Raw genomic sequence first — 22,308 nt, 5'->3', positions numbered from 1 at the left:
AGTAGTGCTTTTATTTTAGTAGTGCTTTTATTTTAGTAATGCTTTTATTTTAGTAGTGCTTTTATTTTAGTAGTGCTTTTATTTTAGTAGTGCTTTTATTTTAGTAGTGCTTTTATTTTTTAAAGCGAATATCATTAACGTTTTTATTTAAATTTACGGATCAAAACCGGGGTTCGGCTGAAGAATGGGAGAGAGCTTATAAATTTTACAAATAGTTTGTTAACATGCCAGTTATCTAGATCTTCTAAACAAACTTTGAACTCTATAATTTACTAAAGATAATTAAAAAAGTTTAATATAGCAGGTCTCGTATATATTTTTCTACACAATTGGGATAGATCTGCCTTAACAAGAAAACTTGCGCTGGTTATATTTGTTAACCCTGGGTAACTTTTCATCTGAGATTCTTTGACTCATAGCATTGATTTATTCATAGCATTGATTTATGAAGAATACGCAGGCAAGAGGCGAGATTCGGCACAGATAGGAGTAAGGTGTCGGAACATTCCAAAAGATAGGAGTGTGAATATTATCCGATATTGTCGCTTGTTCAAGAACAAAAGAAGGGAAATGCATGGCCAGAGTTATGATCGTGGACGATGCCGAATTTATGCGAATGATAATTAGAGATATTCTTCTGATGCACGGACATGAAGTGGTTGCTGAGGTCGGTGACGGAGAAGAAGCAATTCAGACGTATCTCGAAGTAAAGCCCGATATCGTGTTAATGGATATAATTATGCCGGATATGGATGGAAAAGAGGCATTACAAAAACTTCTTATTATGGACCCGGAGGCAAAGATAGTAATGTGCTCCTCCCTTGGGCAGCAGGCGCTCATAACCGAATCAATGAAAATAGGCGCCATGGGTTTTATAGTAAAGCCTTTTGAACCTAATGGAATGCTGGATGTAATAAGAAAAATTGCTGAGCCAAACTAGACAACAGGTTTAAACTACAATTAAATCAGGCTACTATTAAATCAAACTGTGTTAAGTGAAGCTACATAAATCAAATTACGTCAAATCCTATTACTGTTAAAATTCTATTACTGTTAAATAAATTTTTATTAGATCAGGTTATTAAGAATTAAACTCTACATTTAACGAAAAAGTGCTTGAGATGACTATCCGCGCACTCATAGTAGATGATTCCGCTTTAATTCGCAAGCTCCTTTCCGATATTCTCAGTGAAGACCCAAACCTCAGGGTCGTAGGAACGGCGGTCAATGGAAAGGACGGCCTTGAAAAGGTTGGTAAACTGAGGCCTGATGTCGTTCTTCTAGACAATGTTATGCCCGTCCTTGACGGCCTCAATACTCTTGCTCGGATTATGAGGGAGTGTCCGACTCCTGTAGTCATGGTTTCAGCCCTTGGGGAAAAAGCTGAAGAGATTACGCTTACAGCCTTTGAATATGGCGCAGTAGATGTGATCCAGAAACCAGAAGGAATTCTCAGTCAGAGCATGCCAGAAATGGCAGAGGAAATATGCAGAAAAATCCGGGAAGCTGCAAAAGCCAATCTTGAAAATCTGGAGTGCATGCGAAATCAAGAATCGGAAAAGCCGGAAATAAATGAAAAGAAAGGAAAAATAGAAGAGGGCAGATCCCGAAAACAAATGGCTTCCGTGAGAAATGTGCTTGCAATAGGCGCATCCACTGGAGGCCCAAGAGCCCTGGAGAAACTCATAAGTTCATTTCCTGGTGACATTCCTGCCGCAATCCTGGTAGTACAGCATATGCCTGCAGGTTTTACTTCATCTCTTTCTAAAAGGCTTAATTCTAAAACAGCTCTCAAGGTAAAAGAAGCACAGGAAGGGGACACGGTAGAGGAAGGGACTGTACTTGTAGCTCCCGGAAACTATCACATGGAAATTGTACAGAAGACCGTAAACGGTCGTAAAAAAGAGATTGTCCACCTCTCGTGCGGCCCGAAAGAACTGGGCTCAAGACCGTCAGTAAATGCTCTTTTCAGGTCTATTGCCCCAGTTTACGGCTCCAGAGTGATTTCCCTGGTCCTTACCGGAATGAACTGCGATGGAGCAGACGGAGCTGAAGAAGTAAAGAAAATGGGAGGAAAAGTAATTGCTGAGGCTCAGAGTTCATGTGTAATTTACGGGATGCCAAAAGAAATTGTGAGGCGAAAACTGGCGGATTTTGTGCTCCCTCTGGATATAATGGCTGAAGAAATTATAAAAATAATAAGCTAACTCTCTATAAAAATAAAAGCCTAACTTTTGGAACTAAAAACGGCGTAATCATTAAGATAAAGATTAATTCTTCGTACTGGATCTGCTTATTGACGCAGAAATTGAATTCCGAATTGAAGTGAAAATTAAATTCAAGATCGAATCTGAGATTGAATCCAGAATTGAATCTGAGATTGAGTTTAAGATTGAATTAGATTGAATTTAAGATTGAATTAGACTGAATTTAAGATTGAGTCAGACTGAGTCGGATTGGTTGTATCTATCTTAAAAACTATTAGAAAAAAGAAATCTGAGCTTCTAAAAAGGCAGGGAAAATTATGGATATGTCAAAATATATGGGCATTTTCAGGGCAGAATCTGAAAAATACATTAAGGAACTGAGCGATTCCCTGCTTGCGCTTGAGAAAAACCCTGAAAATCCGGAACAGATGAATACGTTATTTCGTGCAGCTCATACATTCAAAGGCATGGCTGCAACGATGGGCTTCAAACAAATTGTCGAGCTAACACATGAAATGGAAAGTCTGATCGACAGGCTGCGCACACGGCAACTTATACTTGACTCTTCTTTGATTGACGTTCTCTTTGTATGTGTGGATGCCCTTGAGGGGCTTGTGGAAGATGTCTATGAGGGTAAGGGAGACGGGCCCGGAAAAAGAAAAAAAGACACGGTTAGCACATACGAATCCTGTCCTGATATCGGCGAGGTGCTGAGAACTTTAAGAGATGTAAATCAGCCTCCCAAAAAAGCTTCCCTTCAAAGAGCTGACGATAAATCCATGTCCGTAAAGATAACAGGCAGTGGAACAAAAGAAGGCGAAGAAAAAGGCAGTGAAAGAGAAGATAACGAAATAGAAGATAACGAAACCGAAAAGAAGGAAACAAAAAAAGGTAAAGATGCAGAAGGCGAAAAAGAGAGCGATAAAGGTAGGATTGGTGAGAGAGAAAGCGGTGAAGATACAAATGTTGAAAGAAAGAACAGTAAAGACCGGGATAATGAAAGAGAAGATAAAGAAAAAGATGGACAGGGCAGTGAGATAAAAAATAGTGCAGAAAAATACAGTGAAACCGAAGGTAGTAGAGAAAAAGTCAGCGAGATAAAAGGTAGTGGAAGAGAAAACCGTACAGAAAAAAAGGTTTCAGAGATTGAAGTAGATAGCCAAGTTGAAGAAGATAGCCAAAATGAAGAAAATAGCCAAATTGAAGAAGCTAGTCAAATTGAAGAGGCTGGCCAGATTAAAGAAGCTAGCCAGATAAAAAAGATTACAAAGGATATTTATCAGGCCGATATAGAAGGAAAGAAACCTGTTTCTCCAAACTCGGATCTTAAAGCAAAAACTATCCAGAGCTCGAGAATCAGCACCGAACAGCTCGATAAGTTGATGAATCTTGTGGGGGAGCTTGTAATCAACCGGAGCAGGATAAACGAGCTTACAGGCAACCTGAGATCCAAGGAGCTTGAGGTTGCACTTTCAGATTTTTATAAACTGACGAGAGAACTGCAAGATGAAGTGATCGAGGCAAGAATGGTACCTCTGGACCATATAACCTATATCTATCCCAGAATGGTAAGAGATCTTGCACGAGTGCAAAACAAGAAAATTGATTTTATAATCAAAGGGAAAGAAATCAAACTCGATAGAACTATTCTTGAAGAAATCGGAGATTCCCTGGTGCATCTGTTAAGAAATGCAGTTGATCATGGAATTGAAGTTCCGGAAAGGCGTGCAGAACTTGGGAAAAAAGAGACTGGCACGATACTTATTACAGCTTCAAGGCAGGAGAATTTTGCCCTTATCAAAATCGAAGACGATGGACGTGGAATAGATACCGATGAAATCCTGAGAGCTGCATTCAAGAAAGGAATTATCTCAAGAGAAAACGCAGAACAGCTTCAGGAAAGAGAAGCAATGCAGCTGATCTTTACTCCGGGCCTCAGTACCTCTGGCAGCGTTACCGATATCTCCGGAAGGGGAATTGGAATGGATGTTGTGAAAAACAGAATTGAGTGTCTTGGAGGATCTGTGAAGGTTGAGTCGAAGCCTGGCTTTGGTTCCAGATTCGAATTGAAGTTACCTCTAACTATTGCGGTTTATCAGGCCATGCTTATAAGAGTCGGAAAGGAAAGATATGCAATTCCTTTCACAAACATACTAAAAAATGCCGAAGTTAGCTCGCAGGAAATCAAACATATTAAGGGACAGGAAGTCACTCTAATAGATAATAAAATTCTTCCACTTCTGAGATTGAGAAGGCTATTTCAGCTGCCTGTTGAGGACGAGAGCAATCTTCTGGACGAGAAAAATATTTTCGTAGTTCTGGTCGAGAAACACGGGCAAAATATCGGAATAATTGTGGATGAACTGCTTGGAAAACAGGAAGTAATAGTAAAAAGCTTTAAGAGCAAGCTTCTTGAGAATACGAGAGGATTTGCAGGAGCAACAATCCTGGGCGACGGAAATGTTGTTTTAATAGTTGATGTTAACTCCCTGATTTGAAATCCGTAAAATGAATGAAAGCTCTTAAAGTGTGCAAACTGCCGTACACAAATGCCCGAAAAAAGTGCTGCCGGTGAAGAAATGGCTAACGATCCAGTTAGAAAAGCAAGTGATAATAAAACAAACAAAGAGATAGCTAAAGGGATGAGCAGAGGGATAGATAAAGAGATAAAGACAGGTAGAAACCTGGAGGAAGATCCTGGCTTTGAGTTGTTAAAGAAAATTATTACCGGAAACACTGGCTTTAACTGTGAACACTATAAGGAAGCTCATTTCAGGCGTAGAATTAATGTACGCATTCGAGCCACCAATTCCGAGAGTTACGGAGCTTACCTGAAAATTTTGAAGAAAGATCCACAAGAGTATGAATTTCTTGTTGACACCCTTACTGTAAATGTCAGTGAATTTTTTCGAAATCCCGAAACCTTCAGAATAATTGAAAAGGAGGTTATTCCTTCTATTGTTAAATACAGATCAGGGTCACTGATCCGATCGATCCGCATCTGGAGTGCTGGCTGTTCGGCGGGAGAAGAGGCCTATTCCCTCGCTATCCTGCTGCACAGAGTCCTGAAAACCGATTTTAATAAGTATAGAATAAGAATTATAGGTACGGATATTGATGCTCAAAGTCTGGAAAAGGCCAGGAAGGGCGTTTACAGCGAAAACTCATTCAAAAATCTTGATCCAAACACAAAAGAACGCTATTTCTTAAAACAGGGAGATGCATATCAGGTAATAGACGAATTGAAGAATATAACACAATTTAAACGTCACGACCTGATTTCAGGTCCCAGAATCGACCGCTTTGATATTATTGTCTGCCGAAATGTAATGATATATTTCAAAAAGGAGATTCAGGAACAATTGCAGCTTAATTTCTACAACGCTCTCGAAAAAGGAGGTTTTTTTATAATAGGAAAGTCCGAAACCCTGCTTGGGACCGCATCCAGTTTTTTTAAACCTTACAATACAAGAGAGCGCCTGTACATAAAAGAAACCTGAGGGAATAATTATGGAAGAGATCAAGAACCTAAGGAATTTAAGTGAATACGAATATGGGGCTCTGAAAGAGCTCGGAAATATCGGGATAGGAAATTCAGCAACCTCCCTCTATAAGCTGACAAATAGCCTCGTTCAGACAAGGGTTCTGGGCGCAAAATTTGAGCTAATTGAAAATATACCGAAAATAACAGGTGTTTCGGAATTTCCGGTTCTGGGATCATTCATGCATATTAAAAAAGATCTGAACGGATATATTTTGATCTTTTTCCCTGAAAAAAGTGTAAAAAGCCTTTCTCTGATTCTCTCGGGTGAGGAAAAAGGAATCGATCTGGTTGATACCACTAACAGATCTTTAATAGAAGAAGTTAGCCATATACTGGCAGGAACTTATGTAACTGCACTTTCAAAGTTTCTGGACCTCAATATTCTGATCTCTACACCTTATACGGTGTATGATATGTTCGGCTCTATCCTGAATTCCGTGCTCACGGAAATGAGTTGTAAGACGGACTTTGCCCTCCTGCTCGATGCAGAGCTTCTGATAAAAGAAGAGAAAATTTACGGAAATGTCTTAACTTTATTCGATTCTGCTTCCCTGGATTACCTGCTAAAAAGAACTAACGAAATGCTTCACCGGAAGCCTGGTTAAGGAAGACCTGACTAGTAATAAACACTTATAAAAACGAATTTCTTAAATAAATGATTCTGGAGAATCTGGCTTTTGTGCCCGATTCTGATAGAACCAAACAGGCTATGGATAAACTTAAGATAATTTCTAAAATAGTAGATTTCTAAAATAAGAAATTTCAAACCAGAGAGGTTTCTGAAACAGGAGATTTCTAAACAGGAGATTTCTAAACAGGAGGTTTTTTCAAGGTGACCGACTCAGGCATAATTATAGTGGGAATAGGAGCTTGTGCATTAGCCAGAAGTCCGGTGAAAATTAAAACCTTCGGATTGGGCTCTTGTGTAGGTATAACATTGTATGATAAGCGGGAGAGAATAGGAGGGCTCGTCCATGCAATGCTTCCGAGTATAAATCATGCACGAATAAAGGATAACCCTCTGAAATATACGGATTCCGGGATAGAGTATCTCGCAGATGAGATAGTAAAAAAAGGCTCATACAAAAAAAGCCTTGAGGCGAAACTTGTCGGAGGGGCGCATATGTTTGAACACCGGAACATGAACATAGGTGAAAGAAATATAGAATGGGCCAGAAACACTCTGGAAAGGCTTGAAATTCCAATTGTAGCTGAGGATACCGGGAAAAATTACGGACGCACGGTGACCTTTGATACCTCTACTGGCAATCTCCTCATAAGAACTATTTTAAAAGGAGATAAGATAATCTGAAAGATTAACCTGCTTTTACATTTAATCTGTCTTTATGTTTAATCTGTTCTCATTTTTTAGTCAGTTTTTACCTTTAATCAGTTCTTACCTTTAATCAGTTTTTATCTATTGGATTATCACTGAAATTCTATATAGAGATATTTTGAACTTATCACAAGTCATTTTTGTTTCTTCACCTTTTCTTTGAAAAATTATATATTTGATATAAATATTATAATTGACAATATTAGCCCTATTAGTGAAGCAAAAGACAATAGAAGTCGCTAAGAAGAGTCATAAGAGTAACATAAAAGTTTAAACGTATATTAATGCTAAGCCTGAGATTAAGTAGCGCTTCGAATAATACTCTGGGTACAATTTAAGTATACTTCGAGTAATGCTTTGAGTATATACTTTGAGTAATGCCTTGAGTACACTTTAAATATATTTAAAATACCATTTCAGTAACGCTCTGAGTAACGCACTAAAATTGTTTGAGTAAGGCTATGAGTAAATGCTATATTCTATGTTATTCTGTAAGGTATCTGGAAAGTTTTTAAAGCTTATAAAAGACTGAGAAAGCAGGGAAAACAAAACCTGACTATTCGTAAACTGACTTAAAGATGGCAATAATAAGCAAATGAGGGATTATTATAGAAATCAATGGAATAGAAATTGAAGATACATATGCAGAAGCGTTTCCGATCAAAATTGCACGGGTACTCATAACAGCTGCTACGAAGCGCTGGGCCCTTGTGGCAGCTACTGAAGCTACAGGCTTTGCAACATCCGTTATAATGTGTCCCGCAGAAGCAGGAATTGAAAGGTTAGCAAGCCCCAGCGAGACCCCGGATGGCAGGCCTGGAGTTTATATCCAGATCTGCACTTTCAAATATGAAGCTCTGGAAGAGCAGTTGCTTGAAAGGATTGGGCAGTGTGTACTTACAGCCCCTACGACTGCAGTGTTCAACGGGCTTCCTGAAGCTGAAAAACAATTTAATGTAGGCTTTAAACTCAAGTTCTTCGCAGACGGTATGGAATCCGAAACCCAGATTGCAGGCCGCAAGGTGTATAAAATTCCAATTATGGAAGGAGATTTCCTGACCGAAGACAATATAGGGGCTGTAGCTGGAATCGCAGGTGGGAACTTCTTTATCTTCGGGGATTCCCAGATGAGCGCCCTGACCGCAGCCGAAGTTGCTGTTGATGCAATTACAGAGCTTGAAGGCACAATTACCCCCTTCCCTGGCGGCGTTGTAGCCAGCGGATCCAAATCCGGAGCAAACAAATACAAGTTCCTGAAAGCTACTGCTAATGAAAAATTCTGCCCTTCCATAAAGGACAAGGTTGAGAACACTGAAATTCCGGCAGATGTCAATGCTGTTTATGAAATTGTCATCAACGGGCTTGATGAAGAAAGCATAAAAGCTGCCATGAAAGCAGGAATCAAAGCCGCTGTAACTGTTCCAGGCATTAAGAAAATCTCCGCAGGAAACTACGGTGGAAAGCTTGGAAAATATCAGTTTAAGCTTCACGAGCTCTTCTGAGCTCAATAATTCTTTTTTTATTTATTGTTGTATTTTTCTCCACTTATCCTCTTCACTCTCAGACAACCTATCCTTCACTCTCAGCCAACCTATCCTTTTTACATCCCAATTGATATATCCTTTAACATTAAGGCGTATCTTATTCATATTCCAGCAGTTAACTATTCTTTTCGCATAACTTTTTATTTCCCGGAATAAATTACTTTTTAAAAAAACAATTTGTTTTCAAGAGAAATTCTAATTAAAGAAAAATTCTAGTTCAAGAAAAATTCTAGTTCAAGAAAACAAGTTTAAGAAAGCAAGTGGTGGAAAACAGATTTATTTAAATTTGTATCCACAGGATTTTATTTTTTATATGATACAGAAACAAAATGGGAGTGAAAATCTGAACAGAACAGAAACCAATTATTTAATAGATCTGATTCTGACAACCCTTTTTTTGTAGTTGCAGGCACAGGGCTATTCATGTATTTTTTTATACCTTCAGGAATTCCAGGAGGGAGATATGTTGTATATATGGGATTAACGAAAGCTACCTGGCTCTGGATGCATAATAAAGCCGGAATCTTCATAATAATTCTTGTAGCTGCTCATCTTATCATCCACTGGCAGTGGATTGTACACACCACCAGGAGCTTTTTTAGAAAAAAAAAGAAAAATTCCATTTGTAATGAAAAAAGCGGTAACCTGGGAAGCCCGATAAAGAAAATATGAAGGAAAAAGCAATAAAGGGAAAAAAGTAAAGAGATGAGTGATAAAAAGAATTCCCCGATGAGAGGGGTTCTCAAAAACAAACGTTAATCAAAACCGTTCATCTTATAAAACCTTTAAATTCATATAAAACTTTAGAGTCTTAAAACTTTAGAGTCTTACTAAACCTTCAAAGTCCAATTGCATTGAAGCCGGCAAGGAGAATATCTCTCGGGTCAAGGCCAGTTACCTGCATCATTACATAAGCTCCAAGGACAGTCCCTGTCATACTTCCTATATTTGCAAAACTTGCGACGAGGAGGACCCGCATGAACCTGTTTTTGAACATTTCCCTGAAGGTTTCTATCCCTGCCAGGGCTTTTATATCTGCGGTGGTAGGATTTCGTTGTCTTGCTTCTACAAGGCCAGCAAACCAGCCTGCGGCAATTAGAGGGTGCAGAGTAGTTAGCCAGGCAACCGAAAAGGCAGTGAGGACTGAGTAAGGGTGCCCGCCTGCGAGTAGAGTGCCGGCTGCACTCAGAGTTCCGGTAATAATGAACCACCACCCGAAAGCTATCAAAAGAAGCTCCAGCTTAACGCCGGAAAGCAGCAGCAGCAAAAAGAATCCAGCTATAAGGCCGACAAAAGCAAAGCCTACAACTTTACCCAGACTTATGCGTTTCTTCGGAATTTCCATAAGAGCATTCAGGGAAGGGACGGTTTTCGGATTCCTAAGGTACTCAAGTACCCCGGGTTTATGTCCGGCTCCAATTACCACAACAACAGTTTTGTTTCCACCTGCCGCAACCCTGAGGATGCTTCCTGCAAGATATGCGTCCCTTTCATCAATGAGAACCTCAGCTGCAGTCGGGGCAAAACCCCTGAGTTCGTTTACAAGGGCAGTCACAACATCGTTTTCTGTGATTTGATCGATATCAATCTCGGTTCCTTTTCCTATTCCTATCAGGCCGCCTAGCAGGGAACCGATCATCTTGATTTTTTCCAGGAATTTCATTTTTCCCCAGAAGCGTTGAAGGGTTACCTGGATATCCCGGTCAATTAAGGCAACTTTAGCCCCGACAGATTCGGCTTCCTCGATCGCGGAAATCATTTCGGCTCCGGGTTTTACACCCATATCGTCACCGATCTTTTTCTGCACGTAGGCAAGCAGCCAGTGGATAATGTAATAATAGATCTTGCCTTCAGTAAGAATTTCCTTGATAGGGACCTGTCTTTCCTGAACATTACCCTTCAGGGCATCATAACGTCCCCTGCATAGTTCGACAGCTACGATATCCGGTTTCAGATTCCTGATAGCAGCCTTGACTTCGGCTACACTCTTTTCCGAAACGTGGGCTGTTCCTATAAGCACAATTTTTGATGGCTGATATTCGGCCTGGGCCCCATCCAATGACTGGGAAGGTGAAGGAATTGAAACTTCAGAAGCCGAATAGGAAACGGGTTCTGCAATAAGTTCAGAACTTATGTCGAGCTTTGTTTCAAGTTCGCCGGATTCTATTTCGGATGCCGGCGCAGAAATTTTGTCTTCCTGTGGCACATTAATTGAAGAACCAGAAAGTTTAGACTTTCCGACAGAAATGGAATTTTCTGCGGATTGGGTCACACGTTTGTCCATAGAATATATTGACTCCTGAGATGAACTATGAAAACTGTAGTCAGGGTCCTTGTCCTGAGAATCTGTAATTTCAGGTTTGTTCATTGTTAATCTCTCTGCTGCGACAAGTTAAAGCGATACGTGAGAATAATCACTTGAAAGATTGTATTTAATCACATGAATAATTAAGCTCTTCACATAAAATAACCAAGCTATAAATTTTCACATAAAATAACCGAGCTATAAATTTTCACATAAAATAGCCAAGTTATAAAACAACCTAGCTATAAGCAGATAATTAACTGGTGGTAATTATCTGTCAGGGATTTATATTTTGCTGCCTTCAGGTTTTTATCCCTATTTTCTATAATCCTCATTTTATATAATTCTTCATAAGCCTATCTAATATATTTTTATATTTCCGGAAAAGTTTGTTTAGGAAGAACTTAAGAAAGTAGTATCTTTTGATAAAAATATCTTTTGATGAAAACCTGTTTTGATAACTTTTGTTTTCTGTTGATAAATTTCGCTTGAGAATCTCTTTTAATTTAGATATTTGGGATATTACTCGGACCGTAGCCTCAGGATCCGTACAAGGTCCGTTCTTGAGAGAATTCCTACAACAGCTCCGTTATCAATAACCATAACTCTACCGATGTTTTTAGACGAGACCAATCTCAGAACATCGCTGGCCTGCGCATCTGGAGGTACCGAGATAACATCTCTGGTCATGATGTCCGAGACCTGGGCCACAGGGCGTTCAATATATGGAATACGCTGGATATCGGTAAACGTCACAATTCCTTTCAGGCTGTCTCCTTCCATTACAGGGTAACCCATGTGTCTTTTCTCAAACATGAATTTGATCAGATCTTCAACGCTCAGGGAAGGACTGACTGAAACCACATTCCTGGTCATAATATCCTTTACCAGAATATTTTCGAGCGTTACCTCGGCCCGAGTAGAACGTTCCTCTTCAGATGCACCGACATAAATAAAGAGCGCGATCAAAGGAAACCAGAGGTTGCCGACAAGAATTCCGAAAATTGCCATAAGAATGGCAAAAAACTTCCCTACGGCTGCTGCACTCTGGGTAGCTTTTACATAAGACATTCTTCTTGCGTAGAAAGATCGAAGTACTCTGCCTCCATCCATTGGAAAAGCGGGTAGCAAATTGAAGATCCCGAGTACAAGGTTCATAGCTCCAAGAATCCAGATCGTGAGGTATGCCGGGTTTTGAGAAAGCGCAGGGTTAGGGGATATGACATTTCCGTATATAAGCAGGCAGGCAAAGCCTATTACAAGGCTTGTAAGAGGCCCGGCAGAAGCCATTTTTGCTTCCTGCCCGGGTTTCCTGGGCATTTCTTCCATAGCTGATACTCCCCCAAAAAGGAAGAGAGTGATGCTCTCAATTTTAACCCCGTAACGCATTGCCATATATGAATGTGCAAGTTCATGTAGAAGAATTGAAGCAAAAAGCAGGATGGCGGTCAGGACTGAAAGGGAATACCTTGTAATAGGCGGCTCAACTCCCTCAAAACCAAACGGCTGCGGGTTGATCGCAAACACGTAAGCAAATATGGGCAGTATGAGAAGAAAAGTTATGTGCAGCCTGATAGGTATACCCATCACACTTCCGATTTTCACTGACGATTTCATGAAATAAATACCCCCATTCTCATTTTTATAATATTGATCAGATGATTAAATGCTAGATGAACTTCAAGAGCTCCTGGCTTATTATATCTTTATTAAGTTATGAATTTTTAAAATATAAAATCTTAACCTCAAATTTGAACTTAAAATACCAGGCTCAGAGTGCCGCAAGTGACATAACTAATCGGGAATTGGAATTTGTCAATAGTTCTGCTCATAAATTTTCCTGACTCTGCTCACAAATTTCCCTGATTCTGCTCATAAATTCGCTTGATTCTGCTCATAAGTTCCCAGATAAACTTTTTTTTGTAGAGTATCAGAGTCTTCTGATAAAGTTTCCTTGTAATCTTTCCCTATAAAGATAGCTGGCCCCATTTATTATTTGGCGATAATATCCTAGTTATTATTTGGCGATAATATTATACATATCTGCTTGTGCACGGTTATAAAATAATAGGCTAAAAAAAGACGCTACGAGAAGCAGATGTAAGGGGAAAGTAAGGACAAAGTAAGGACAAAGTAAGGACAAAGTGAGGACAAAGTAAGGAAAATAAATGAGAAGTTAGTAAAGCAGAAAGAAGTAAAAGGAAAGTAGAAACAAAAAGGGAAGGAAAAAGGTAGAGAAAGAAATTAGAACGAAGTAAAAGGGAAATAGAAGGTAATAAATAATTAACTAATAAAACAATTAACAGTTTAAGATCATTAACAGTTTAAGATAATTAGCAGTTTTAAAGTTCTGTTGTTACTTTTTTGAGGTCTTGCAGAAAATCTTCAATATCCTGGGCTGTGTTGTGAGGCATCAGGACCAGACGGAGAGATCTTGGGGTACGGGTGATTGAGACATTCCAGCCGAAATTTTTCAGGAGTTGCTCTCGCACAAGGTCAGGGTTTGGAACTCTCAGGGCAACTACATTCATTACAGGTTCGATCAAAGGTTCGAAACCGAGTTTTCGAGCTTCTTCAACCAGCTTTGCTGTAAGTTGCATGCAATACTGTACGTTTTTTCTGTATCCTTCACGGCCCAGATGCTTCATGACAGCATATGTGGCCGCGGCTGAGGCTCCGCTCCGGGTGCCTGTAAGAGTAAACTGCGCCTTTGTTGTAAGATATGGAGTATTTACCTTGAGGGAATCCAGGAAAGAAGGAGATCTGAATAACAGGGCACCTGATGGAATTGTGGAAAGCCCCATCTTATGAGGATCTATTGCAATGGAAGTAACGCCTGGAACTTTAAAATCGAAAGAGTGTGGATTTTCAAGGAACGGGATCACAAATCCTCCGAAAGCTGCATCAATGTGAAGGAAAAGCTCATTCTCAAGAGCAAGCTTTGCAAGTTCCTCGATAGGATCTACCTGGCCGAATTCCGTAGTTCCTGCTATCCCTACAAGTCCGATGGTGTTTGCATCTATCAGGCTTTCCACAGATGCGGTATCCACCTTGAACTCAGAGTCCAGAAGAGCTCTCTTAACCTCTATGCCCATCATATTGGCAACCTTATCAAATGAGAAATGAGCTGATTGGGGAATAACTATATTGGGAATTTCTCCTGACTCCTTCTTGCCCGCAGTTACAAGATTTTTCATGCCCCTGACAGCCTGGATATTGGATTCCGTACCTCCTGTTGTGAGATAGCCGCAAACCGAACTCTCACAGGACTCTCCGGAAGGAACTTCAACAGACTGGGAACTAACAGACCCGGCATGAAGAAGTTCTCCTAGCATGCTGATTACTTCTCTTTCCAGCCTGTGAGCGCCTGCAAAGAGTCCCAGATCACCCAGGTTAGCCTCAATAAACAGCCTGTGAGCTTCAACCGCAATTTGGTGGGGGTGAGTGCACATTGAACTTAAAACCCTATAATAATCCGTATCTTCTGACTTTACATTTTCTAGATAGGAAAATATCTCCTTCTCAGAAAGACCCTGCTCATTCATATGGATAAAGTAAAACCAATTTTATTTAAAAGACTTATGGAATATAACTGCTAAATTACCGAAAAACCCCCTTAATGACACTTCGAAGAGTCCAACATTGCCTGAATGATTAAACAGTGGAGAAAAAGCCCCACAAAAAAGATATGTAAGCACTAACAGGAAGAGAAAGTATCAGGAGAGTTAACACTAAAAATACGGTCACGCACTGAAAGCAGGGTTAAACATTAAAACATTAAAACGTTAAAACATTAAAACATTAAAACATTAAAAAAATTAAAAAAGTTAAGTACTGAATTAAATAATGAATTAAATAATGAGTTAAGTAATGAATTAAACAATGAATTAAACAATGAATTAAGCAATGAATTAAGCAATGAATTAAGTGATAGAAATAATTACAGAAAAGGAAAAAGATAGACAAAGAAGAAAGAAAATGATGGAAGACTTAAATTTAAAAGAAAAATAGAAGAAATATATGAAGGAATGTATGCGAAAGAAAGAAAAGATATCATATTTACTTAATGCAAATTTTAGAAAAAGAAGCAGCAGTAGGATATATTAATCATAGAAATGTTTTCTTTGAAGGGGGACCCCTATATTTCTACTGGAATTATTTCCTTGGTTTTAGAAGAAGCAAATTTTACAGGAAAAGTAAATAATTTTACGATTACTAAAAAGAATTTATTTGTCCACTAAAAAGACAAAGAATAGCAAAAATTTCACTATCTTTCATTAAATGATTTTATTAAATGATTAAACTTTTCTTTTAAAAGTAAAATCTCTAAATCCATCTTTAAACATTTCCTTTAATAATAAACTATATATACTATTAATTTTATAACAAAACAACATTATTTTGCTTCTTAACTAAATAAAACGTTGTTTTATTTTGCCACTTCGAACCCTAAGTCTCTTTAATGGAAACCATGGGGTCCGGGGGTTATATAAACTTTCCAGTGGAAACAAAGGGGTCTTCCCTCTATTTTTTCTGTTTTTTCCATATTCTTTAGTTTTTTCGTTTCCTCGTTTCCTTAATTTTGTCTGTTTCCTTGATTTCCTCGATTTCCTTAATTTCCTTAATTTCCTTAATTTCCTTTAGTCCCTTTAATTCGTACTTTTCCATCCTCTTATTTTCATTAATGCCCTTTGTTTGCATAAATCTGTAGAGTTCATGGAAACTCATTAACTTCAATTTTTAAAAACTTCAGTTAAGAAAAGCTCTATAGAAGCTCTATAAAAATAGATCAAATAGAGAAGAATATCTCTCAGAGTAGAGAGAAAAATAGATCAAAAATGAAAAGGTGGAGAATATCCAGGGAGATTTTTGGTACAAAATATTTAGGATATGTAAAATACTTTAAAGTTATCTACTTTATTGAAGTTATCTACTTTATTGAAGTTATCTAAACTTTATTGAAGTTATCTTAACTCTGTTAAACTCTCTATTCCCAAGCAGTTCAATTTGTACATAAGTCCTATTTTATCTTAAATTTTTTATTCTTTAAACTTAAGTAAAAGAGTCAAAAGTTTTCATAATTTCTTCCATACGAAAAGAGGGATTTAAATTTAACCTCCATTGGCTCTGGAATCCGGAATCTTTTGTTTCAGGCAGATTGCGCCTTATGATGTTGGTTTTCTTGGTGGATATTTAAGGCAAAAACAACCTCCAGTGGAAACAAACGGGTCTTTACCATAACAATTAATACCGTGTACTTCCATTGCATCTACTGCAGATATAGCTTAATATTACTTGTTTATATACCAGTTTCACCTAAAATTTTGACTAAAGATGATCCGGAATATAGATTTTCATCGGGCTTGAGAGCTGTCTTAGCAAGTAAGACTTGCCCGCCATTTTAGAAGCAATTAGAAGAAAACGAAAATTTCAGGCATTAACTATAAGAAACATGTATCTTCTATCCCTTTCTCCTCATGATCAGGATTAATAGGGTTTTACATAAAAAGACAAATAATGATGAAGTAGAAATCCACGAATCGTAAAGTAAACTTTGGTTCCAGATTTGGGATTAAGAGAGTTTAGATTAAGAGTTTAGATTAAGAGTTTAGATTAAGAGTTTAGATTAAGAGTTTAGATTAAGAGTTTAGAATTAAGAGTTTAGAATTAAGAGTTTAGAATTAAGAGTTTGTCCCTTTCCAAATGTCCCCCATTAAGAAACGCCATTCACAATGCTCTAAACTTCCTTGATAACCATAACAATAATTATCTGAAAATCACTCAATGGTTATTATAATACTAATATAAAATCTGTCCAACAGTTGCGGTTATAATTATCTAAAATATTTGAGCATGAAAATCTAAAAGAGTAGCTCTAAGCTAAGGAGATAGCTCTAAGAAGAAGCTCTAAGGAGATAACTCTAAAAATACAAATGTTCAATATTTGTTGATTCGGAGGATTAAAACCCGGCTGCAGTCCGTAAGAATTTTTCCTGATTTCAGGCAGCAGTAAAATATTTAAAAGCAGTAAAACGTTAAAAGGCTAAAACACTAAAACCGTTTAAAAACTACAACCGTTTAAAGACTCTTAGAGACTTTGTAGGCTCTTAAAAATTTTAAACATCTTGAAGCCTTAAAAACTTTAAAATCCTTAAAATCTTTAAGAACTTTAAACTTTAAAAAGACCTTAAAAAGCTAAGCTCGGTTATTAAATCTACCGGCTTGTCCTGCAGCTGAAAATTTCAAATAACACACAACACAACCCCCAAACGTTCTCTGTAACAAAGTTCCAGTTACTCTAGCTTACTATAGCTTAAAAATAAAAACGAAATTAATGCGAAGAAGAGATAGTATATTGTTTATCCACTCTATTAATTAATTGTATATATTTATTGTATATATTTATATTACTGTATTAATTTATTGGATATATTAATTATCTGCGTTAAAAGTATATCTACTGTCTTAACCCCTAACACGCTTGATATTACCAATTTTTATAGAGGGTCATTCATGATAAAAGCTCAATCATTAGACGGCTTATTCGAAAAATTACTTGACGGAAAATCAATTTTCAAAAACAAGGAAGTACTTCGGCCTTCTTACACGCCTGACCTTTTGCTGCACAGGAACGAGCAAATTAATAGTCTTGCGACAATCCTGGTTTCCGCACTCCGGGGAGAAACTCCTTCCAATGTACTAATTTATGGAAAAACAGGGACAGGAAAAACTGCGGTTACCCGCTACGTTGGAAAAGAACTTGAGAGGGTAAGTGAAGACAAATCACTTTACTGCTCGGTAGTTTATATCAACTGTGAAGTGATCGATACACAGTACCGGCTCCTTGCAAATCTTGCCAGGCATTTCGAAGAAGAAGTTCCTATGACCGGGTGGCCTACCGATCAGGTTTTCATGAAATTTAAGGAGGCAATCGATTCCAGAGAGCAGGTCATTATAATAATTCTGGATGAAATTGATAAGCTGATCAAAAAAGGCGACGATGTTCTTTATAATCTTTCGAGAATCAACACAGATCTGCGGAGAGCCAAAGTCAGTATGATAGGAGTTTCAAACGACCTGAAATTCACGGAATTTCTGGACCCCAGAGTCAAAAGTTCTCTGGGCGAAGAAGAACTCATTTTCCCTCCTTATGATGCTGAGCAGATCAGCGATATCCTGAAACAAAGGGCAAAAATGGCTTATACCGACGGCGTTCTAGGTGAAATGGTAATCCCCTTATGTGCCGCTTTTGCAGCCCAGGAACACGGTGATGCCAGGCGTGCACTCGATCTTCTCCGGGTATCAGGAGAAATTGCAGAAAGGGAAAACCAGCCTCAGGTTCTTGAAGAACATGTAAGACGCGCTCAGGAAAAAATTGAAATTGACCGCGTGGTCGAAGTGGTAAGGACCCTTCCCACCCAATCCAAACTCGTACTTTATAGCATTATTCTCCTGCGGAACCGGGGTAGAGAAGGTAAGAATGTCACAACAGGCGAGATGTACAACGTCTACCGCCAGCTCTGCCATCACATTGATGTGGATATCCTTACGCAGCGCAGGGTTACCGACCTGATGTCCGAGCTTGATATGCTGGGCATAGTCAATGCAGTGGTTGTAAGCAAAGGTCGTTACGGCCGGACTAAAGAAATTTCCCTGAGCGTTCCAGTAGAAAACACTCGTAAAGTACTTCTTGAGGATTACAGGCTCAAGCCGCTGGTGGATTTTAAAACGTCAATCTTCAACAAGATGTTTTCGTGAGGATCAAAACCCTCAAATTCTACTATTTCCTCTACCTTATTGGCTTTTTCCTGGCCCACCTGCTGACTCCTCGCTTTTCCAGGATTTCCCTGAGCCTCTCTTAACCGTCCTCACTTCAGGTTTTTATCCTCTCTAACCTTCCTTACTTTAGCCTTTTCTTAATCTTTCCTAACCTTTCCTGACCCTTCCTGACCTTTCCTGACCTTTCCTTACTTTAGATTTTTCTTGGCCCTTTCCTGATGCCTCTCTACTTTAGCTTTTTCCTTGACCATGTCTAGCCTTCCTTACTTTTGATATTCCTCAGTTTTCCCTGCTCTGGCTTATTTTCCCATTATCCAGGTGTCAGTTTTCAGGAAATAATATATATGATCCTGCGGTTTGACTAGAATCATATAATATACACGGTTAACGTAAGGATCCCATATTCAAGTTATTATTTTAGTTATAATTTAAACTCTACTCACTCTGCAGTTAAGGTTTGGTGACAATCAGGTTTCTATCCAAACCTACTGATTCAATAACTCATACTATAATTCGATAACTTAAACTAATGATTCAATAACTCAAATTAATGATTCAATAATTCCAACCTAATGATTTAACAGCTTAAGTTAATAATTCAGATCTAGCTCAAGTTAATGATTCAGGTCTAATAATTCAAGTTTAAAGGGTAATTTTTGATGAAAATAATAGCATTCGTAGGCATGCCAGCATCTGGAAAATCGGAAGCTGCCAGAATTGCTGCTGAAATGGGTATTCCCGTTATTAATATGGGTGACGTGATCCGGAAGGAAGTTTTGAGGCGCGGGCTTGAGCCCAATGACTCCAATACCGGAATGGTTGCAACACAGCTTCGCAAATGCGAGGGCATGGATGCAGTCGCCATACGCTGCATTTCCCAAATAAGGGAAGCTGGCTCCGACCTTGTTGTTGTGGACGGGGTACGCGGGATTGCTGAAGTGGAATGCTTCAGGCAAGAATTCGGAGAAGGTTTTATCCTGATTTCCATTTACGCTCCTATTGAAATTCGCTTTTCCAGAGTCCAGAAACGAGGCCGAAGTGATGATATGAACAATATAGAAGGGCTCCGCCAGCGGGACGAACGAGAGCTCAGCTGGGGCATGGGAGAAGCTATAGAGGCATCCAGTGTTGAAATTGAAAATAACTTCACTCTTGAAACTTTCAAAAAGGATGTTATTGACGTTTTGAGCAATTACTTAGGAAAAAACCCACAGAACAAATCTTAAAATTTCTTGAATAGTCCATTTAAAATTACTGGAGTACATTTATGATACGCGTTAAGGTTTCAGCAGCCATATATCCTACAGAAGACCCGGAAAAGGTTATCAAAGCAATTTTATCCCTTTTTACTGACATTGAACTCAAAAAAGAGGCTACTGGAGCTGCCGGACCTGAAACAGGAGTTTCTCCCTCTTTTTTCCTTTCAGGAGAAGGAGGAATTGACATTCTGCAAACCCTGCATGGGTTAATTCGCAGAGAAAAAATTATTGACAGTATCCGCAACAAAGCTTTCAGCAAAGGCTTATCCAGTGACGGGCTTTCGGTCCGCTTTTCGCTCAACAAGCAGGCTGCTTTTGTCGGAATTCCCAGTGTTCCTGCGCAGGAAGAATCTCTCGGATCTATCGAAGTTATTATCAGGGCTGACTCTCAGGAAGAAATGGAAAGACTCTTCGAATGGCTCTTGCCCCTTACTGAAGAAGGAAAACCTGTTATTGAAGTAGATATGGACTATGTGCAGAGGAATTGAGGGAATCTAAGAGTTTAACGCTCTATATACCTTATAAACCTTATAAGCCTTGAAAACCTTAATGGCTTTGCAAATTTTTTAATATATCTTTCTTCAATATATCTTTCTTCAATACACCTTTCATATTATGTAAATCTTTAATATATTTTTAACATTCTTTTATACATCTTTAAAACGCCTCTAATGTCTCTAATAAGTCTTAACACACTCTTACGTCTTTATAAGCTTTTAATATATTTTTATTACATGGTAAAAACTGAGATATTAGCTGATTCAGTTAAATAATCCAGTTAATAGTTCAGTTAAATATATCTCAATTCACATCCACAGATGTATATGATAAATGAAAAGGAATGAATTTTCGTCATGCAATTGCAGAGAATCAGCTATTCGTCGCGTGCAGTCGTTGAAGATCCTTTCAAATGGGCTTACACGCTTGAGGATCACGGGTATACCGGTTGGGAGATCGTACAGGAAGGATCTCAGTGCCTGAACAGCAAAAATATCCAGAACTTAAAAAATATAAGTGAAACCACAGGCCTTGAGCTAACTCTGCACCTGCCTTTCTCGGATATGAATCTGGCAGGTCTGAATGATTCAATCAGGGCAGAAGTTCTCAGGCAGATGAAACACTACCTGACTCTTGCCTCTAACTATGTCAACCTTGCTGTAGTACACCCTGGCTATCTTTCCCCTCATGGCGTGCAGGTCCCGCAGGAAGCTTATTTTACCAATCTTGCCTCTCTTCGGGAAATTTGTGACTTTGCAGCTGATTTCGGAATTCTGGTTGCTGTTGAAAATATGCCCGACCTGCCGAAGATCTTTGGGAAATATCCCGAAGAGATGCTTGAAATGCTTGAATCCATCGGAAGCCATAACGTTGGTTTCACTTTTGATGTCGGGCACGCAAACACAGTTGGACTTATTGATGATTTCCTTGAGCTTCTCACAGAAAAAATCTCTCATGTGCATATCCATGACAACCTGGGCAAAAAAGATGAACATCTTCCCCTGGGAAAAGGTACAATAGACTGGAAACGAGTTATGCAAAAACTTTCGGATTATAAAGGAATTTTTGTTACCGAAATGAGTTCGGTAGAAGAAGGAGTTCAGAGCCTTGAGTTTTTAAGGAATCTGTGACTTAGGGAATCTGTGACTTTAGGGAATCTATAATTTTTTAAATGAATCTGTGATTTTTAAGACATCAACGGGTTTTAGACCTCGGTTTTCTATATATGTATTTCTTACTTTTCTTTATTTTTTTCAGCATTTTCGCTCAGGTAATTCTCTTTTTTGTAGCTCTCTTTCTTTCAGGTATTTGGCCCAGTCGCCATGCTCGATCCTTTCCGATTCAGGTTTCTCATCATAAACATAAATAAAGCCTCTGAGCTTTTGCTCACCAATTTCAAGATCCACATATTCCCTGTGGTATCCTCCGAAGAGCTCCATATAATCAATTGATTTGGCGACTTCAAGCTGCTGTCTTCCTGAAAACCTGCGCACTTCAGCTATAACACAAGAACCTTCCAAAGGATATACGCCGGGATAAGGACCCAGAGAGTAAAGGGCATATCCTCTTACTTTTGTTGTGCCCAGAAATTCTGACCTGTTTTGCAGATCGAAACGCTGGCTGTTGTAAAGACCGTTTCTGAGGCTGCCGTACAGTGCCATAATAAGTTCATCACCTTCCGGCCTCTGGTAAGAACGCTGCCAGCAGACATTTCTATGAAAGACGCTCCCGTAAAGGGTTCTATCTCTCAAAGTATTTTCTCTGTTTTCACATGCGGCTTCGTTTTTTCCTGAATCGTTTTCCATACTATTCCCTTAGAAAATTATTTTTAAAGAA

At 38.8% G+C, this 22,308-nt stretch carries 17 protein-coding genes; 12 read left to right on the top strand and 5 right to left on the bottom strand.

What is annotated here, in order from left to right; all coding sequences use genetic code 11:
* Positions 1-574: 574 nt before the first annotated feature.
* The 8 genes from ACPK8D_RS15955 to ACPK8D_RS15920 all read left to right on the top strand — a co-directional run bounded on the left by ACPK8D_RS15955 (position 575) and on the right by ACPK8D_RS15920 (position 9,303).
* Positions 575-940, top strand: a complete 366-nt coding sequence (locus ACPK8D_RS15955) for a response regulator (RefSeq protein WP_424718838.1) — start codon at positions 575-577, stop codon at positions 938-940.
* A 181-nt stretch (positions 941-1,121) separates the two neighbouring features.
* Positions 1,122-2,207 (top strand): protein-glutamate methylesterase/protein-glutamine glutaminase, encoded by a 1,086-nt coding sequence (locus tag ACPK8D_RS15950; protein ID WP_424718837.1) that lies wholly within the window; start codon positions 1,122-1,124, stop codon positions 2,205-2,207.
* A gap of 317 nt (positions 2,208-2,524) precedes the next feature.
* The gene (locus ACPK8D_RS15945; protein ID WP_424718836.1) at positions 2,525-4,705 is read left to right on the top strand and encodes a chemotaxis protein CheW; all 2,181 of its coding nucleotides are present in this window, start codon (positions 2,525-2,527) and stop codon (positions 4,703-4,705) included.
* A gap of 51 nt (positions 4,706-4,756) precedes the next feature.
* A complete protein-coding gene (locus tag ACPK8D_RS15940) occupies positions 4,757-5,707 on the top strand; it encodes a CheR family methyltransferase (RefSeq protein WP_424718835.1) in 951 nt (316 codons plus the stop codon).
* 10 nt (positions 5,708-5,717) lie between these two features.
* Positions 5,718-6,356 carry a chemotaxis protein CheC gene (locus ACPK8D_RS15935; RefSeq protein ID WP_424718834.1) on the top strand — a complete coding sequence of 213 codons (639 nt, stop codon included), beginning with the start codon at positions 5,718-5,720 and terminating at the stop codon, positions 6,354-6,356.
* 227 nt (positions 6,357-6,583) lie between these two features.
* Positions 6,584-7,063, top strand: coding sequence for a chemotaxis protein CheD (locus tag ACPK8D_RS15930; RefSeq protein WP_424718833.1), 480 nt, complete (start codon positions 6,584-6,586; stop codon positions 7,061-7,063).
* A gap of 632 nt (positions 7,064-7,695) precedes the next feature.
* Entirely contained in the window at positions 7,696-8,589 is an 894-nt protein-coding gene (fhcD, locus tag ACPK8D_RS15925; RefSeq protein WP_424718842.1) for a formylmethanofuran--tetrahydromethanopterin N-formyltransferase, read from the top strand.
* Between the two features lie 465 nt (positions 8,590-9,054).
* A complete protein-coding gene (locus tag ACPK8D_RS15920) occupies positions 9,055-9,303 on the top strand; it encodes a hypothetical protein (RefSeq protein ID WP_424718832.1) in 249 nt (82 codons plus the stop codon).
* Between the two features lie 166 nt (positions 9,304-9,469).
* Here ACPK8D_RS15920 and ACPK8D_RS15915 read toward each other — a convergent pair whose 3' ends face one another.
* The 4 genes from ACPK8D_RS15915 to ACPK8D_RS15900 form a co-directional block, all read right to left on the bottom strand.
* Positions 9,470-10,999: a TraB/GumN family protein gene (locus ACPK8D_RS15915; protein WP_424718831.1), complete on the bottom strand. Its 1,530-nt coding sequence runs from the start codon at positions 10,997-10,999 to the stop codon at positions 9,470-9,472.
* Positions 11,000-11,458: 459 nt separating this feature from the next.
* Complete coding sequence (locus tag ACPK8D_RS15910; protein ID WP_424718830.1) at positions 11,459-12,553, bottom strand: CBS domain-containing protein; 1,095 nt, start codon at positions 12,551-12,553, stop codon at positions 11,459-11,461.
* 725 nt (positions 12,554-13,278) lie between these two features.
* Positions 13,279-14,481: a tyrosine decarboxylase MfnA gene (gene mfnA, locus ACPK8D_RS15905; RefSeq protein WP_424718829.1), complete on the bottom strand. Its 1,203-nt coding sequence runs from the start codon at positions 14,479-14,481 to the stop codon at positions 13,279-13,281.
* Positions 14,482-15,487: 1,006 nt separating this feature from the next.
* Positions 15,488-15,673 (bottom strand): hypothetical protein, encoded by a 186-nt coding sequence (locus tag ACPK8D_RS15900; RefSeq protein WP_424718828.1) that lies wholly within the window; start codon positions 15,671-15,673, stop codon positions 15,488-15,490.
* 1,776 nt (positions 15,674-17,449) lie between these two features.
* Between ACPK8D_RS15900 and ACPK8D_RS15895 the strand changes: the two genes are divergently transcribed.
* The 4 genes from ACPK8D_RS15895 to ACPK8D_RS15880 all read left to right on the top strand — a co-directional run bounded on the left by ACPK8D_RS15895 (position 17,450) and on the right by ACPK8D_RS15880 (position 21,602).
* The gene (locus ACPK8D_RS15895; protein ID WP_424718827.1) at positions 17,450-18,694 is read left to right on the top strand and encodes an ORC1-type DNA replication protein; all 1,245 of its coding nucleotides are present in this window, start codon (positions 17,450-17,452) and stop codon (positions 18,692-18,694) included.
* Between the two features lie 680 nt (positions 18,695-19,374).
* Entirely contained in the window at positions 19,375-19,941 is a 567-nt protein-coding gene (locus tag ACPK8D_RS15890; protein ID WP_424718826.1) for a dephospho-CoA kinase, read from the top strand.
* 41 nt (positions 19,942-19,982) lie between these two features.
* Positions 19,983-20,462, top strand: coding sequence for an RNA-binding domain-containing protein (locus ACPK8D_RS15885; protein ID WP_424718825.1), 480 nt, complete (start codon positions 19,983-19,985; stop codon positions 20,460-20,462).
* 366 nt (positions 20,463-20,828) lie between these two features.
* Positions 20,829-21,602, top strand: coding sequence for a sugar phosphate isomerase/epimerase family protein (locus ACPK8D_RS15880; RefSeq protein ID WP_424718824.1), 774 nt, complete (start codon positions 20,829-20,831; stop codon positions 21,600-21,602).
* Between the two features lie 123 nt (positions 21,603-21,725).
* Here ACPK8D_RS15880 and ACPK8D_RS15875 read toward each other — a convergent pair whose 3' ends face one another.
* On the bottom strand, positions 21,726-22,277 hold the full coding sequence (locus tag ACPK8D_RS15875; RefSeq protein WP_424718823.1) for a gamma-glutamylcyclotransferase family protein: 552 nt from the start codon (positions 22,275-22,277) through the stop codon (positions 21,726-21,728).
* Positions 22,278-22,308: the final 31 nt, after the last annotated feature.

Origin of the sequence: Methanosarcina sp. (assembly GCF_049706645.1) — an archaeon.
Taxonomy (GTDB): domain Archaea; phylum Halobacteriota; class Methanosarcinia; order Methanosarcinales; family Methanosarcinaceae; genus Methanosarcina.
This window is presented reverse-complemented; position numbering and strand designations above follow the sequence as displayed.

Bases quoted from the DNA above. Each gene is read 5' to 3' on its own strand.
- ACPK8D_RS15955 (WP_424718838.1), top strand. From the start codon at position 575: ATGGCCAGAGTTATGATCGTGGACGATGCCGAATTTATGCGAATGATA.
- ACPK8D_RS15950 (WP_424718837.1), top strand. From the start codon at position 1,122: ATGACTATCCGCGCACTCATAGTAGATGATTCCGCTTTAATTCGCAAG.
- ACPK8D_RS15945 (WP_424718836.1), top strand. From the start codon at position 2,525: ATGGATATGTCAAAATATATGGGCATTTTCAGGGCAGAATCTGAAAAA.
- ACPK8D_RS15940 (WP_424718835.1), top strand. From the start codon at position 4,757: ATGCCCGAAAAAAGTGCTGCCGGTGAAGAAATGGCTAACGATCCAGTT.
- ACPK8D_RS15935 (WP_424718834.1), top strand. From the start codon at position 5,718: ATGGAAGAGATCAAGAACCTAAGGAATTTAAGTGAATACGAATATGGG.
- ACPK8D_RS15920 (WP_424718832.1), top strand. From the start codon at position 9,055: ATGTATTTTTTTATACCTTCAGGAATTCCAGGAGGGAGATATGTTGTA.
- ACPK8D_RS15915 (WP_424718831.1), bottom strand. From the start codon at position 10,999: ATGAACAAACCTGAAATTACAGATTCTCAGGACAAGGACCCTGACTAC.
- ACPK8D_RS15910 (WP_424718830.1), bottom strand. From the start codon at position 12,553: ATGAAATCGTCAGTGAAAATCGGAAGTGTGATGGGTATACCTATCAGG.
- mfnA (WP_424718829.1), bottom strand. From the start codon at position 14,481: ATGAATGAGCAGGGTCTTTCTGAGAAGGAGATATTTTCCTATCTAGAA.
- ACPK8D_RS15895 (WP_424718827.1), top strand. From the start codon at position 17,450: ATGATAAAAGCTCAATCATTAGACGGCTTATTCGAAAAATTACTTGAC.
- ACPK8D_RS15890 (WP_424718826.1), top strand. From the start codon at position 19,375: ATGAAAATAATAGCATTCGTAGGCATGCCAGCATCTGGAAAATCGGAA.
- ACPK8D_RS15885 (WP_424718825.1), top strand. From the start codon at position 19,983: ATGATACGCGTTAAGGTTTCAGCAGCCATATATCCTACAGAAGACCCG.
- ACPK8D_RS15880 (WP_424718824.1), top strand. From the start codon at position 20,829: ATGCAATTGCAGAGAATCAGCTATTCGTCGCGTGCAGTCGTTGAAGAT.
- ACPK8D_RS15875 (WP_424718823.1), bottom strand. From the start codon at position 22,277: ATGGAAAACGATTCAGGAAAAAACGAAGCCGCATGTGAAAACAGAGAA.